The sequence below is a fragment of the Streptomyces sp. NEAU-174 genome, from assembly GCF_052665095.1.
In genome coordinates this window covers 788,172-803,304 of the sequence record NZ_JBQTCE010000002.1, presented here as the reverse complement: position 1 = coordinate 803,304, position 15,133 = coordinate 788,172, and the positions used below count along the sequence as shown (strand labels likewise).

Below are 15,133 nucleotides of genomic sequence, written 5' to 3'. Positions count from 1 at the left end.
GGCCATGAGTGGCAGTGCGCTGGAAGAGACCATCCGTGATGTGCTGATCGGCCTCGCCGTGGTCGTACCCGCGGCCGTCGTCTGCGGGCGGATCGCCCAGCGGCTGCGGCAGCCGGCGGTGCTGGGGGAAATCGCCGCGGGCCTGATGCTGGGGCCCAGTCTGCTGGGGCTGCTGCCCGGGAATCCGACCGCGGTCCTCTTCCCGGACCAGGCCCGCCCCTTCCTCCAGCTGCTGGCCCAACTGGGCCTCGTGCTCTTCATGTTCGGGGTGGGATACCACCTCGACGTGGCGCAGCTGCGTGGCCGGGGCCGTCAGGTGGTGTCGATCTCGCTCAGCTCCGTCGCCCTGCCGTTCGCCCTGGGCACGGGCCTGGCCGTCGCCTTCGCGTCCTGGGGACTCACCGAGCAGGGGCGGATGGGGCTGCTGGGCCCGGCGCTGTTCCTGGGCGCGGCCATGTCCATCACGGCCTTCCCGGTGCTCGCCCGCATCCTGACCGACCACGGTCTGGCCCGGGAGCGCATCGGCACCATGGCGCTCGCCTGCGCCGCCCTCCAGGACCTGCTGGCATGGGGGATCCTCGCCGTCGTGGTCGTCGTGGTGAACGCCGACGGCTCCTGGCCGCTCGCCCGGATGGCGCTGCTGTCCGCCCTCTTCGTCGTCGGCATGCTGTACGTGGTGAGGCCCGCGCTGCACCGGCTGCTGGCGCCCGAGCGGTCCTGGAACCGGGACAGCACACTGGTCCAAGGCGTGGTCTTCAGCGGTCTGCTGCTGTCGGCCTGGGCCACCGACGCGATGGGGCTGCACACCGTGTTCGGCGCCTTCGCCTTCGGCGCCGTCGTACCGCGCCGCCTGCTCGAGGCCCACACCCCGGAGGTGCCCGCGCGCATCGAGCAGTCGAGCCTGCTGCTGCTCCCGGTCTTCTTCACCGTCACCGGGCTGTCCGTCAACTTCCAGGGACTCGGCGGCCAGGGCCTGGCCATGCTGCTCGCCGTGCTCGTCGTGGCCTGCGCGGGCAAGTTCATCGGTGCCGCGGCCGCCGCCCGGCTCACCGGGGCCACCCCACGGCAGGCCGTCACCCTCGGTGTGTTGATGAACGCGCGCGGGCTCACCGAACTCGTCCTGCTCAACGTGGGCCTGGGCCTCGGTGTCATCGACGGCCGTGTCTTCACCGTGATGGTGGCCATGGCCGTGGTCACCACGATGATGACCGGCCCGCTGCTCCAGCGCCTGTTGCCGGCGCCCCCGTCGCGCACCGCCTGCCGCGGTGGCGAACACGGGGGCGCCGGTGGCGCGGCGAACACCGGGACGGGCCCGCGGCCGCTGCCGCGCGACGCGGCCGGAAGCGGTCAGCCGGATACGGCGCTCAGGGAGCCGTGACGACCGCGCCGCCACCCGCCCCGGCCGTGATCCTGCCGGGGCACAGCCCCCGTGCCGCGAGCCCGCTGAGGATCTGCGGCACGGCGGCGACGGTGGTCTGGTACCCGCCGTCGTGCATCAGGATGATGCTGCCCGCCCGCATGGTGGCGGCGGCCTGGACGATCTGCTGCGTGCCGGCCCCGTTCCAGTCCTGGGAGTCCACGCTCCACAGCACCTCGGTCAGCCCGAGACGGGCCTCGTCGGCCCTGACCTGCGCGTTGGTCTCCCCGTAGGGCGGCCGGAACAGGGTGGGTGTCTGCCCGGTGATGCGCTTGATGGTGTTCTGGGCGCCCGCGATCTCGTTGTACGCCGCCGGTTCGCCGATCTGGGTGAGATGGGGGTGCGAGGTGGTGTGATTGGCGATCCACATGCCCGCCGTCTGCTCGGCCCTGAGCAGATCCGGATACTGGTCGGCGTGCTGCCCCCAGATGAAGAAGGTGGCCTTCGCGCCACCCGCGCGCAGGGCGTTGAGCAGCGCCTGGGTCGACCCCGGGTTCGGCCCGTCGTCGTACGTCAGACCCACGTATCCATTGGGGCAGTTGGCCCAGGCCCGCTCGGTGTGCGCCGCGCCGTGCGTGGCCGCGGGCGACGGCGCGGCGGAGAACCCCGCAAGGGCGGCCGTGGCCGCGGCGACGAGCGCGAACCGCCGCGCTTTCCCGGTGCCTCTTGTGCCTGCGCGTCTTGCCGTGGCCTTCCCGCGTTTGGTCATGGTCCCTCCTGTAAGTGCGGGTGCGGTCCCCTGCCGGTCGGCTAGGAGGCGGTGCACGAGCCGATGGTGGGGGCCGACCAGTCCCCGTTCGCCATGACCGTGAAGCCGAAGCTGGTGGCCGCTCCGACACCCAGGTTGCCGTTGCCGTTGGGCCTCATCGTCATCACCTTGCCGCTGCCGTCCCAGCTGGGAGTGCCGCTCCAGGTGGTGGAGACGGTCTGCGCGGAACGCACGGTCACCGTCACCGTCCAGTCGCTGATGGCGGAGTTCCCGGCCGTCACCGTCACCTTGCCGTTGAAGCGGTCGCCCCACCGCTGTGTCTCGGAGTACGACGCGGTGCACGACTTGCCGTCGCCTCCGCCACCGCCTCCGCCACCACCGCTGGTGCCGCCCAGCGCGGTGAGCACCGCGGAGTACGCGGGCTTCTTGGCGTAGTTGTTGTCAAACAGCAGCGGGGTGCCACTGGCGCGCCACGAGTACTTGTCGGTGACGCCCCATACGGTGATGCCGGTGCAGCGGGACACGCTCAGACACGCCTGGGTGACACGGCGGTAGTTGTCGGCCTGGGCCGTGCCGGAGCCCTCGATGTCCAGCTCGGTGATCTGCACATCGACGCCGAGGTCGGCGAAGCGCTGGAGGTTCTGCTGGTAGTCACCGGGGACCGGGGACTGGCTGTTGAAGTGCGACTGGAAGCCGACGCAGTCGATCGGCACGCCGCGCGCCTTGAAGTCCTTCACCATGTTGTAGACGGCGTTGCTCTTCGCGTTCTGGCCGTCGGTGTTGTAGTCGTTGTAGCAGAGCTTGGCGTTCGGATCGGCCGCACGCGCGGTGCGGAACGCCTCCTCGATGAAACCGTCGCCGAGCTTGTCCTGGAACGGCGAACTGCGCCGGGCACCGCTGTTGCCGTCCTGGAACGCCTCGTTGACCACGTCCCAGGCCAGGATCTTGCCCTGGTAGTGCTGCATCACCTTGGTGATGTGGTTGTTCATCGCCGAGCGCAGCTCGGTGGCGCTCAAACCGCCCACCCAGCCGGGGAGTTGGGAGTGCCAGACCAGAGTGTGGCCGCGGATCTTCATACCCTTGCCCTGGGCGTGGCTCACGATCTGGTCGGCGCTGCCGAAGTTGAACGAGTTGCGGGAGCTTTCGACCGCGTCCCACTTCATCTCGTTCTCGGGTGTGACGGCGTTGAACTCGGTGTCCAGCGTGCCGGCGTACGCGGATTCGCCGAGGTGGTTGGCGGCCACGGCGGCGCCGAAGTAGCGGCCCTTGGCCGCCGCCGCGCCGCCGAGGGTGCTCGCGGCGCTGGCGGGACCGGACAGGGCCAGGACACCGGCCGCGGTGAGGAGGCCGACGACACCGAGGCTGAACGCCCTTCGGGCGCGTAACCGAGGACGGCGATCTCCGCGCTCCTGATGGGCCTGACGGGAATCGATGACCATTGCTGTCCCTTCTTCGGGGGCGGGTGCCAGTGGTGTGCCGATGGGCAACGATCGATGCGGAGTATGCTGCGGGGCTGACGCAACGTCAACGCTTCTTCCGGAATGATTCCGGTAGAAACTTCTGCCGCTTCTGGTGCCGTATCGCCTCTGATCTGCGATGTATGGCTGCGTACGTGTGGTCATCGACGGCGCAAAGGATCTCGCCCCATCTGGTTCCGAAAACTTTTCGGCATCGCGATGATGTGTTATCGGTCGTGCTGCCCGCCTCGGTCAGTGACTTCAGTCAGGTGACGGATACCGCCCATGACCCACTCCGACGAGGATTCTGCTGCGAATCGGACTTCTCACGAACAAGGCGAATATCCATGCAGCAGATAACCTTGGGCGATGTCACCGTCACACGCGTCGAGGAATACTACGGATCCGTCGACCTGACGCCCCGGACCTTCTTTCCGGAAAGTCCTGAGGAGGTCTGGAAGGACAATGCCTCCTGGCTGGTCCCGGACTTCTACGATCCCGGCACCGATAACGTGCGGTCCGCGATTCAGACCTGGGTCCTGCGCAGCGAGGGCAAGACCATTCTCGTCGACACCGGAGTGGGCAACCACAAGCACCGGCCCTACGCACCGGTGTGGAGCTATCTGGACACCGACTTCCTGGGGAATCTCGCCAGGGCCGGGGTGCGGCCTGAGGACGTCGACATCGTGGTCAACACCCATCTGCATGTCGACCACGTGGGCTGGAACACCCGTCTCGACGGTCGGCAGTGGGTGCCGACCTTCCCGAACGCCACGTATCTCATCCCCGAGCGCGACTTCGAGTTCTGGAATCCGGAGAACGAGCACAAGCCACTGCTGGGCAGGGGCAATCAGAACGTCTTCGAGGATTCCGTCGCCCCCGTCCGGGAAGCGGGCAAGGCGCTGCTGTGGGACGGCAGCCTCGATATCGACGCCAATCTCCGTCTGGAACTCGCCCCCGGACACACACCGGGATCCTCCATGCTCGCTCTCGATTCCCGGGGCGACCGCGCGCTGTTCGTCGGGGACCTGCTGCACAGCCCGGTGCAGATCGCGGATCCCGACACCAACAGCTGCTTCTGCGAGGACCCGGCCGAATCCCGCGCCACCCGCCGCCGGGTCCTCGGCCGGGCCGCCGATCAGCACGCCCTCGTCTTCCCGGCCCACCTGGGCGGCCACGGCGCCGCCGAGGTGCGGCGCGAGGGCGGCACGTTCGCCGTCAAGGAGTGGGCCGCCTTCGCACGCCTGTGACCGGCGGCCGGAGCGATACCGAGAAAGAGACACATCACGCATGACGAAACACACCACCGCCCCCGTCGTGATGACCTCCCACGGCGCGGTCCGCGGCCGCCAGGAGGAACACGCCACCGTCTTCCGGCACATCCCCTACGCCGCCCCGCCACGTGGCGCCGCCCGGTTCGCCCCGCCGACGCCGCACCCGCTGTGGGACGGTGTCCGGGACGCCACCGCCGCGGGCCCCACGGCACCGCAGCCGAGGCGCGACGCGTTCGGCCGGCTCGACATGTCCCCGTACTTCGGACCGGGCTGGGTCCCGGGCGAGGACTACCTCGCGCTGAACATCTGGACGCCCGACACCGCGCGCGACGACCTGCCCGTGATGGTGTTCGTGCACGGCGGCGGCTTCGTGGCCGGGTCCACCCGGTCCGAGCTCTACGACGGCACCGCCTTCGCCCGGGACGGCGTCGTCCTGGTCACCCTCGACTACCGGCTCGGGATACCCGGTTTTCTGCACCTCCCCGACGCCCCCGACAACCGCGGCCTGCTGGATGTGATCGCGGCGCTGCGCTGGGTCGGGGAGAACATCGCGGCCTTCGGGGGCGACTCGTCCCGGGTGACGCTCTTCGGCCAGTCGGCGGGCGCCACCATCGTGGGCGGGGTGGTGGCCGACCCACGGGCCGAAGGGCTCTTCCAGCGGGCGATCGTCCAGAGCGGCAGCGGCCTGGGGGCGTTCAGCCGCGCCCAGGCGAGCCGGGTCACCCAGGCCCTCGCCCGCGCCCTGGGGACCGCCGCGACCGCGGAGGCGCTGGCGTCGGTCCCCGACGAGCGCTTCGTCGAGGTCATGCCGCGACTCGCCGGGATCGATCTCACGGTCGACGGGCGCTTCGATCCGCTGGTCGGCCTGAGCGCGTTCAGCCTCGTCCTGGACCAGCAGCCGGCCGAGGCCGTGGCCACCGGACGTGGCGCGGGCGTCGATCTGCTACTCGGCACGACCGCCGAGGAGGGCAACCTCTATCTGGCCCCGTCGGGCCACCTCACGTCCTCGACCGAGGAGGACGTCCAGGCCACGGCGGCACGCTCGCACCCCGCCCCCGAGAAGCTCGTGGAGGTCTACCGCCGGGAGCGGCCCGGGGCGTCACCGGGCGAGCTGCGGGCCGCCATCATGACGGACGCCCTGTTCGGCGCGGGCACCCGGCGGCTCGCCACCGCCCATGCCCGGCACCCCTCGTCGCGTACCCACGTCTACGAGTTCGCCTGGCGGTCGGGGGCGCTGGACGGACGGCTCGGCGCCTCGCACGTCATGGAGCTGCCGTTCGTGTTCGACCGCACCGAGCTCGCGCGGCTGCACGGACCGGAGGCGCTCCTCGGCCCGACCGAGCCGCCCGCCGACCTCGCCTCCCGGGTCCACGCCACCTGGATCCGGTTCGCGAGGACGGGCGACCCCGGCTGGCCGCCGTACGACAGCGTGCGCAGGACCACCATGCGCATCGCCGAGACATGGACGCAGGTGGCGGACCCCGGCGCCCAGGTACGGCTGGCCTGGGAATAGCACCATCACGGGCCCGCCATCACGGGCCCGCCATCACGGACCCGCCACCACGGATCCGCCACGGACGACCCGCGCCCCATCCGCTCCCCGCGACGGATGGGGTTCCGCGGGTCCCGTGTGTTTTCAGTCCCGGCAAGGTCTTGACCAGAGGCGAAGTGGCTCCTACATTCCTCACACCCTCGAGGTAGATCGATTAACCACTCGTTAACCGCCTGGTTGGAGACCCCCGCAGTGCACTCACCGCTGACTCGGCGCGGCTTCCTCGCCGCCGGTTCCGGCCTCGCCGCCGCGACCGTCCTGCCCGGCCTTTCCGCCTGCTCCGCGCTCACCGGCGCGGACTCCGATCCCGATACGCTCGTCGTGCACAGCCAGCTGGGCACCACCGCCCCGGGATCCCCCACCTACCTCGCGGCCCTCGACCGGTTCCGCACGGAGCATCCGGGACTCAAGGTCAAGAACCTCATCAACGGCGACGACCTCGCGCAGGTCTACGAGACCTCGCGGCTGGCCCGCAAGGAGCCGGACGTCGTCATGGTCAACCTCTACGACAAGACGCTGGCGTGGACGGACGTCGGCGCCACGGTCGACGTCAAGGGCTATCTGGACGACTGGGGGCTGCGGGAGCGCGTGCTCCCGCAGGCGCTCGCCGAGTGGACCGACGCCAAGGGCAGGGTGCGCGCCTTCCCCTACTTCGCCACCAACTGGCCGATCGCCTACAACCGGGCCCTGCTGGACCGCGCGGGCGTGGACGCGATACCCACCACGGGCGACGAACTGATCGCCGCGGCCCGCAAGCTGCGCGCCAAGGGGATCGCGCCCGTGACCGTCGGTGGCAACGACTGGACCGGGCAGAAGCTGCTCGCCCAGATCATCCAGACCTTCCTCACCGAGGACGAGGCCCGGCACGCCTACACCACGGGGGACTTCGGCAGCAGAGGCGCCCGGGAGGGCATCGAGTACTTCGTGACCCTGCGCGACGCGGGCGTCTTCGCCGACAAGGCCCAGGGCCTCACCTCGGACTCGATGACCACGCAGTTCAACACGCAGGCCGCGGCGATCGAGTCGGCGATGTCCTCGGCGCTGGCCAAGGTGCCGCCGAAGGTGGCGCGGCACACCGAGGTCGGCGGATGGCCGCTGGCCGACGGCGCCGTGCACGAGAAGCCCACCATCCTGCGCACCTACACCCTGATCGGGTTCTGGATCAGCCCGAACGGCACCAAGAAGATCGACGCCGTCGAGAAGTTCCTGCGCTTCATGTACCGGCCCGACACCGTCGCCCGGTTCATCAAGGAGAGCGGCCGCGACATGGCGCTGCGCTCCGACACCGTAAGCACCGACTTCCCGCTGGTCGCCGCCGCGCAGCGGCTGGGCTCGACGGTGAGCCAGGCGCTGCTGCCCGATGTGTACGTCCCGCCCGCCGCGGCCCAGCCGCTGATCACCGCGACCAGCACCTCCTTCACCCGCGGCACCAGCGCCGCGAAGGTCCGCGCCGCGCTCGAGACCGCGTACCGCTCCGCGTGAACCGCCCGCCCGTTCGCTCATATCCCGAGCCCGACTCCACGGGAGCCACCTCATGACGACGCTGACGTCGCCCCCGGGCGGGGCCGCGATCCGCCACCCCGCACCGCCCGCCACCACAGGCCGTACCGGCACACCCAGACAGGGCGGCACGATCCTGGCCGTCCCGGCGCTGGTCTGGTACGCGGTCTTCATGATCGGCCCGGTGGTCGCCATCTTCGTGATCGCCGCCCTGCACTGGCCGGGCATGCTCCAGCCGGTGTCGTTCGCCGGGCTCGGCAACGTCCGCACGGTCCTGGACGACCCCGTCTTCTGGGACGCGGTGCGCAACACCGCCGTCCAGCTGGCGGTGGCACTGCCGATCATGATCGTGTGCGCCTACATGCTGGGCTACTACGTGGCGCAGAAGCCGCCCGGACACCGGGTGATCCGGTATCTGCTGTTCATCCCCGGCCTGATCTCCACCCCCGCCAAGGCCATGGTGTTCTACGCGGCGCTGTCCCCGGACGGACTGGCCAACGGCGCGCTCGAGTCGGTGGGGCTCGGTTCGCTCACCGACGCCTGGCTCGCCTCGCCGTCCACGGCCCTGGCCTGTCTGATCGCCCTGGACGTGTGGAGCGGGATCGGCTTCACCGCCGTCCTGTTCGCCGCCCGGCTCGACGGTGTCCCCGACGACCTCGGCGAGGCGGCCCAGCTGGACGGGGCCGGGCACTGGCGGACCATGTGGCGCATCCACTTCCCCGTGATCCGCGACTATGTCGGCGTCGTCACCATGCTCCAGTTCCTGTGGACCCTCTTCGGCTCCGCGCAGCATGTGCTGCTGCTCACCCAGGGCGGTCCCGGCAGCTCGTCCACGACGCTGTCGTTCCTCGTCTACCAGAAGGCGTTCATCGCCGCCGACCTCGGCTACAGCCAGACCGTCGGCGTCATCCTCTTCCTGGCCGGGCTCGTCGGGCTGCTCGCCATCCGCCGCGCGTTCCGCCAGAACTACTGACCTTGAGGCGGCTCATCATGAAACTCGGCAAGCGCTGGCTGCCCGCACACATCCTGGTGTGGACCTACGCGGTACTGCTGATCGTGCCGCTCTACTACTTCCTCGCCTCCGCGTTCAAGAGCAACGAGGAGATCTTCGCTCATCCCTTCGCACTGCCCGAGTCGCTCGGCTTCGGCAACTTCCGCACTGCCTACGACAGCGCCGACCTGGGCACGGCCGTCGTCAACTCCGCACTGGTGACGGTCCTCGCCCTGGCGCTGACCCTGCTGCTGGCGCTGCCCGCGGCGTTCGCGCTCGCCCGCTCCACGGGACGGCTGGCCTCGGCGATGGAGAAGGTCTTCTCGCTGGGCTTCCTGATCCCCACGTTCGCGGCGCTCTTCCCCACCTTCCTGCTCGCCGCCGCCACCGGGCTGTTCCACACCCGGCTGTTCATGGTCTTCTTCCTGCCCGCGACGGCGATGCCGCTGTCGGTGGTGATCCTGGTGCAGTTCATGCGGACCATCCCCAGGGAGATGGAGGAGGCCGCCCGGATGGACGGGGCGTCCACGTACACGGTGCTGCGCCACATCTACATACCGATGTGCCTGCCCGGCATCGCCACCGTGCTGCTGCTGAACTTCCTCACCTTCTGGAACGAGTACCTGTACTCGCTGGTCATCATCGGGCCCGACCCCGAGCAGCGCACCGTGCAGGTGGCCCTGCCCACCCTGAAGGCCATCACCGGCACCGACTACGGTGTCCTCACCGCCGGTACCGTCCTGACCCTGATCCCCGTATGGGTCGTCTACACGGTGCTCCAGAAGCGCATGCAGCAGGCACTCATCAACGGGGCGGTCAAGGCGTGAGCACGACCGCCGCGAAACCGGGACGGCGCCCCACCATCAAACAGGTGGCGGCCGCCGCCGGGGTGTCCACCGCCGCCGTGTCCCAGGCGTTCAACGACAAGGGCCGGCTGTCGGAGGCCACCCGGCAGCGCATCCTGGACACCGCGACGGAGCTCGGCTGGTCGCCCAGCGCGTCCGCCGCCGCCCTGCGCAGCGCACGCACCCGCACCCTCGCCCTCGTGGTCCGGCGCCCCACCGACGTACTCGGCGCGGACCCGCACTTCAGCGAGCTGATCACCGGTATCGAGGGCGAACTGGCGCCCCGCGGCTACGGTCTGCTGCTGCACCTGGTGGCCGGGGCCCAGGAGGAGAACGCCCTCTACAAGCGGCTCGCGGCCGAGGGCCGCGTCGACGGCGCCGTCCTGACCGACGCCCGCGCCGACGACCCGCGCCCCGCCCTGCTGGCCCGCCTCGGCCTGCCCGCCGTGCTGCTCGGTCCCCCCGACCGCGCCGCCGCCGTGCCACGCGTCGGCCTCGGCCACCAGGACGCCGCCGTCGAGGAGGTCGTCCGCCACCTGCTCGGGCTCGGACACCGGCGGATCGCCTATGTGGCGGGCCCCGCCGATCTGAAGCACACCCGGCTGCGCGGCGGTGTCTTCGAAACCGCCCTCCGGCAGGCGGGGCTGCGGCCCTACGCGGTCCTGCACACCGACTTCACCGAAGTGTCCGCCGTCGGCGCCACCCAGGCCCTGCTGGACGCCGCCGACCGCGCCACCGCGATCGTCTACGCCAACGACTCGATGGCGATGTGCGGCATCGGCGCCGCCCAGCGCGCCGGGCTGCGCGTCCCCGACGATCTGTCGGTCGTCGGCTACGACAACCTGCCGCTCGGCCGCTGGCTGCACCCCCGGCTGACCACGGTCGACCAGCAGGTGCAGCGGGTCGGCGCGGCCGCCGCCCGGCTGCTCCTCGCGCGCTGCGGCGAGAACGTCGAGGAGACGGCGCTCGACGACCGGCCGCGGCTGGTCGTCCGCGAGTCCACCGGACCCGCCCCCGGCTGACACCCCGACCCGACCCCGACCCCGACCCCGGCCCCGCGCCGGGCCACCCCCCACCCCGTACCACCGACATCCGAGAAGGACCATGCGACGCCACAGCGCCCAGCTCACCCACCACCCCGCCGTCCTGCCCTGGCTCGGCGCCAACTTCTGGTCCCGCACCGGCGGGCCCCTGATGTGGCGCGACTACGACCCGACGACGGTCCGCGCGGAACTGCGGGTGCTGCGCGAGCACGGCCTGACGATGACCCGGTCGTTCTTCTACTGGCCCGACTTCCACCCTGAGCCCCACCGCGTGGACGAGACGCTGTGCGAGCGCTTCCGCGACTTCCTCGACGCCCACATTGAGACGGGCATGGGCACGGTGCCCACCTTCATCGTCGGCCACATGTCGGGCGAGAACTGGGACCCCGCCTGGCGCGGTGGCCGCGACCTCTACGAGGACGTGTGGATGGTCGGCCGCCAGGCGTGGTTCGTGTCCCAGATGACCCGCCGCTTCAAGGACCACCCGGCGGTCACCGGCTGGCTCATCACCAATGAGATGCCCGGCTACGGCCGCGTCTACCAGGTGGATCCGCCCTCCTCCGAGGTGGTGACCGCCTGGGCGCAGGCCATGTGCAACGCCGTACGGGCGGCCGGCGGCACCCAGCCCGTCTCCCTCGGCGACGGCGCGTGGGGCATCGAGGTCACCGGCCGCGACAACGGCTTCTCGCTGCGCGACACCGCCGAGTACGTGGACTTCGTGGGCCCGCACGTCTACCGCTCGGACACCGACCGGCCCCGTCAGCACCTGCGCGCCGCCTTCGAGTGCGAACTGGCGTCGGTCACCGGACAGCCCGTCGTCCTGGAGGAGTTCGGGCTCTCCACGGACACCGTGTCCGACCGGAACGCGGCGGTCTACTACCGGCAGACCCTCCACAACTCGCTGCTCGGCGGCGCCACGGGCTGGATCGCCTGGAACAACACCGACTACGACGACCTGTGGGACCGCTCGCCGTACGACCACCACCCCTTCGAGATGCACTTCGGCATCACCGACCACACCGGCGCCCCCAAGGCCCCGCTGCTCGAACTCGCCGCGTTCGCCGAGGTGTTGCGGGCAGTGGACTTCGCACACTGCCGACGCGCCGACGCGGACGCGGCCCTGGTCGTGCCCGCCTTCCTGGAGCGCGGCTACCCCTACAGCAGGCCCGCCGACCGGCCGCTGATCTTCACATCGCTGCACCAGAGCTATGTGGCCACGCGCGCCGCGGACCTGCCGGTGGGCTTGACCCGGGAGGCCGACGGGCTGCCCGGCGACGCGGCCCTGTATCTGCTCCCCGCCACCCGCCAGCTCACCACGCGCACCCGGCGTGAGCTCGAACGCCGCGCCCACGCGGGCGCCACCGTCTACCTCTCGTTCTGCTCCGGCGAGCACCCGGGGACCCGCGGCCCGTGGTTCGACGACCTGGACGGGCTGTTCGGCGTCGAACTACAGCTCTCCTACGGCGTGGCCGAGCCCATCGAGGACGACGTCCTGGAGATGACGTTCACCGAGGACTTCGGCGGGCTGACGGCCGGGACCTCGCTGCGCTTCCCCGTGGCGGGCAACGAGGACAGCCGGGCGTATCTGCCGGTGGTGCCGCGTGACGCCCGGGTGGTGGCCGTCGATGCTCACGGGCGGCCCGCCCTCCTGATGCGCGACACCGGGCGCGGCCGCACCGTTCTGGCCACCTACCCCCTGGAGCACATGGCCGCCCGCACCGCCCGCGCCAACCCCGAGGAGACCCACCGGCTGTACGCGGCGCTCGCCGACGTGGCCGGGGTCCACCGCCCGGTGACGGTCGACAGCCCCCACGTCGGCGCGGACCTCCTCGTCCACGACGACGGGCGCCGCTTCGTATGGCTGGTCAGCCAGAGCCCCGAGGAGGTCACCGTCCGCCCCGACACCGGGGGAACGCTGCACGACCTGGTGTCCGGCGCGGCGACGGCGGACGTGACACTCGGCCCGTACGGTGTGCGCGTCCTGGAGCTGACATGACCGGCCGGCTCTACCGCGACCCGACCGCGCCCGTGGCGGAGCGGGTCCGCGATCTGCTGGGGCGCATGACGCTCACCGAGAAGGTCGGCCAGGTCAACCAGCGGATGTACGGCTGGCATGCCTACGAGCGCACCGACAGCGGCCACCGGCTCACCGACGCCTTCCGCGCCGAGGTCGCCGCGTACGACGGGATGGGCGCCCTGTACGGGCTCCAGCGGGCCGACGCCTGGTCCGGCGTCGGCTTCGCGGACGGCATCACGGCGGCGGACGGGGCGCGGGTCGCCGACGCCGTACAGCGGCACGTCGTGGAGAACACCCGTCTCGGCATACCCGTGCTGCTCGTCGAGGAGGTTCCGCACGGCCACCAGGCCCTGGACGGCACCGTGCTGCCGGTCAACCTCGCCGTGGGCGCCACCTGGGACCCCGGGCTCTACGAGGCCGCGGCGGCCGCCGTCGGCGCGCAGATGCGGGCACGCGGTGGCCACGTGGCGCTGGTCTCCGCCCTCGACCTGGTGCGCGACCCGCGCTGGGGCCGTGCGGAGGAGTGCTTCGGCGAGGACCCGTATCTGGCGGCCCGGCTCACCGAGGCGCTGGTGCGGGGGATGCGCACGGCGGACGTGGCCGTGGTGCTCAAGCACTTCGCCGGACAGGGGGCCACGGTCGGCGGACGCAACAGCGCGGCCACCGAACTGGGCGCCCGTGAGCTGCACGAGATCCATCTGGCGGCGGCCCGGGCCGGGATACGCGCCGGTGCGGCCGGGGTGATGGCGGCCTACAACGAATTCGACGGCCTGCCCTGCGTCGCCAGTCGGCCGCTGCTGACCGAACTCCTCAGGGACTGGCTGGAGTTGGACGGCATCGTGACGGCGGACGGTGGCGCCATCGACCGTCTGGTCCGGCTCACGGGCGACCCGGTGGCCGCGGGCGCCCTGGCCCTGAACGCCGGATGCGACCTCGGCCTCTGGGACGCCTGCTTCCCGCGGCTGGCCGAGGCGGTGGCCCAGGGGCTCGTCGCGGAGCGGACCCTGGACACCGCCGTGGCCCGGGTGCTGGCGCTGAAGTTCCGCCTGGGCCTCTTCGAGCGGCCCTACGCCCCTGCCGTGGACCGGCCCTCCGACCCCCATGAGCTGAGCGAGCGCATCGCCCGCGCGTCCATCACCCTGCTCGCCCACGACGGGGGAGTCCTGCCGCTGGCACCCTCAGCCCGCCGGATCGCCGTCCTCGGCCCGAACGCCGACTCCATCGCCCAGCAGATCGGCGACTACACCGCGCCACAGCGCCCCGGTTCCGACCACGTCACGGTCCTGGACGGCATCCGGTCGGCCGCCCCGCCGGACACCGAGGTCACTTACGCGCCCGGGTGCGAGCTGGTCGGCGGCGACCTCTCCGGGGTCCCCGAGGCGGTCGCGCTGGCTGCGGCGGCGGACATCGCGGTGCTCGTGCTGGGCGGATCCAGCGCCCGGTCCGGTGACACCACCTTCGACAGCAACGGCGCGGCCGTGGTGAGCTCCGCCAACCCCGCCGGTATGACCTGCGGCGAGGGTGTCGACCTGGCCGAACTGGGCCTGCCCGATGGGCAGTTGGCGCTGCTGGACGCGGTGGCCGCCACGGGTGTGCCGGTCGTCGTGGTCCTCGTCCAGGGCCGTCCGCACGCCCTGCCCGACCTCTCGGAGAAGGCCGCGGCGGTGCTGAGCGCCTGGTACCCGGGCCCGTGGGGCGGGCGGGCCGTCGCCGACGTACTGTTCGGCGCGGCCGGGCCCGAGGGGCGGCTGCCGGTGTCCATCCCCAGGTCGGCCGCGCAGCTGCCGGTGTTCTACAACGCCAAGGACCACCGGTACCGCGGCTATGTGGACCAGCCCGCCACCGCCCGCTACGCCTTCGGCCACGGCCTTTCGTACACCACGGTCGCGTACGCGCCACCACGGCTCTCCCGCGCCCGGGTGACCGCGGACGACCCGACGCTCAGCTGCCGGGTCACCGTGCGCAACACCGGTGAGCGGCCGGCGCGCGAGACGGTCCAGCTCTATGTGCGCCGGCTGTCGGGCGGCTCCTCGTGGCCCCGCGTACGCGAGCTCCGTGGCTTCGCCCGCCTCGACCTGCGGCCGGGGGAGGAGGCCGACGCCGTGTTCGCGATCGACGCCGACACCCTCGCCTCCGTCACCCGGGACCTGGGCCTCGCCGTGGAACCCGGTGAACTCCTGCTGGAGACCGGGCCCTCGTCCGGGGAAACGCAGGGGGCGCGGCTGGTGATCGAGCCACCGAGCTGATCGCACGCTGTCTGGACGGTGATGTGATGGGCCGTCAGTATGGTGCCCGGGCGCGCCGGGTCCGGCGGAGCCGCGTTCGGGC

Annotated in this window: 11 protein-coding genes; 9 read left to right on the top strand and 2 right to left on the bottom strand. The window is 71.4% G+C overall.

From position 1 onward, the window contains the following. Window positions 1–4: 4 nt before the first annotated feature. A complete protein-coding gene (locus ACT2CW_RS08300; RefSeq protein WP_445516088.1) occupies window positions 5–1,378 on the top strand; it encodes a cation:proton antiporter in 1,374 nt (457 codons plus the stop codon). Here ACT2CW_RS08300 and ACT2CW_RS08295 read toward each other — a convergent pair. Both ACT2CW_RS08295 and ACT2CW_RS08290 read right to left on the bottom strand, forming a co-directional pair. Continuing rightward, the gene (locus tag ACT2CW_RS08295; protein ID WP_414082662.1) at window positions 1,365–2,126 is read right to left on the bottom strand and encodes a polysaccharide deacetylase family protein; all 762 of its coding nucleotides are present in this window, start codon (window positions 2,124–2,126) and stop codon (window positions 1,365–1,367) included. The two genes, ACT2CW_RS08300 and ACT2CW_RS08295, sit on opposite strands and share 14 nt — an antisense overlap. Before the next feature lie 41 nt (window positions 2,127–2,167). Continuing rightward, entirely contained in the window at window positions 2,168–3,565 is a 1,398-nt protein-coding gene (locus tag ACT2CW_RS08290) for an endo-1,4-beta-xylanase (RefSeq protein WP_445516087.1), read from the bottom strand. Between the two features lie 365 nt (window positions 3,566–3,930). On the opposite strand from ACT2CW_RS08290, the gene ACT2CW_RS08285 reads away from it, so the two are divergent. The 8 genes from ACT2CW_RS08285 (at window position 3,931) to ACT2CW_RS08250 (ending at window position 15,051) form a co-directional block, all read left to right on the top strand. Continuing rightward, window positions 3,931–4,833, top strand: a complete 903-nt coding sequence (locus tag ACT2CW_RS08285) for an MBL fold metallo-hydrolase (protein ID WP_445516086.1) — start codon at window positions 3,931–3,933, stop codon at window positions 4,831–4,833. A gap of 40 nt (window positions 4,834–4,873) precedes the next feature. Then, window positions 4,874–6,370, top strand: a complete 1,497-nt coding sequence (locus tag ACT2CW_RS08280) for a carboxylesterase/lipase family protein (protein ID WP_445516085.1) — start codon at window positions 4,874–4,876, stop codon at window positions 6,368–6,370. A 231-nt stretch (window positions 6,371–6,601) separates the two neighbouring features. After that, window positions 6,602–7,891, top strand: a complete 1,290-nt coding sequence (locus ACT2CW_RS08275) for an ABC transporter substrate-binding protein (protein ID WP_445516084.1) — start codon at window positions 6,602–6,604, stop codon at window positions 7,889–7,891. 52 nt (window positions 7,892–7,943) lie between these two features. Next, window positions 7,944–8,882 (top strand): carbohydrate ABC transporter permease, encoded by a 939-nt coding sequence (locus ACT2CW_RS08270; RefSeq protein ID WP_164431800.1) that lies wholly within the window; start codon window positions 7,944–7,946, stop codon window positions 8,880–8,882. Between the two features lie 17 nt (window positions 8,883–8,899). Further along, on the top strand, window positions 8,900–9,727 hold the full coding sequence (locus ACT2CW_RS08265; protein ID WP_164431802.1) for a carbohydrate ABC transporter permease: 828 nt from the start codon (window positions 8,900–8,902) through the stop codon (window positions 9,725–9,727). Beyond that, window positions 9,724–10,767: a LacI family DNA-binding transcriptional regulator gene (locus ACT2CW_RS08260; RefSeq protein ID WP_445516083.1), complete on the top strand. Its 1,044-nt coding sequence runs from the start codon at window positions 9,724–9,726 to the stop codon at window positions 10,765–10,767. Before ACT2CW_RS08265 ends, ACT2CW_RS08260 begins: the two co-directional genes overlap by 4 nt. A gap of 82 nt (window positions 10,768–10,849) precedes the next feature. Then, a complete protein-coding gene (locus tag ACT2CW_RS08255; protein ID WP_445516082.1) occupies window positions 10,850–12,784 on the top strand; it encodes a cellulase family glycosylhydrolase in 1,935 nt (644 codons plus the stop codon). Beyond that, complete coding sequence (locus ACT2CW_RS08250; protein WP_445516081.1) at window positions 12,781–15,051, top strand: glycoside hydrolase family 3 N-terminal domain-containing protein; 2,271 nt, start codon at window positions 12,781–12,783, stop codon at window positions 15,049–15,051. The genes ACT2CW_RS08255 and ACT2CW_RS08250 overlap by 4 nt, the downstream gene beginning before the upstream one ends. Window positions 15,052–15,133 lie beyond the last annotated feature (82 nt).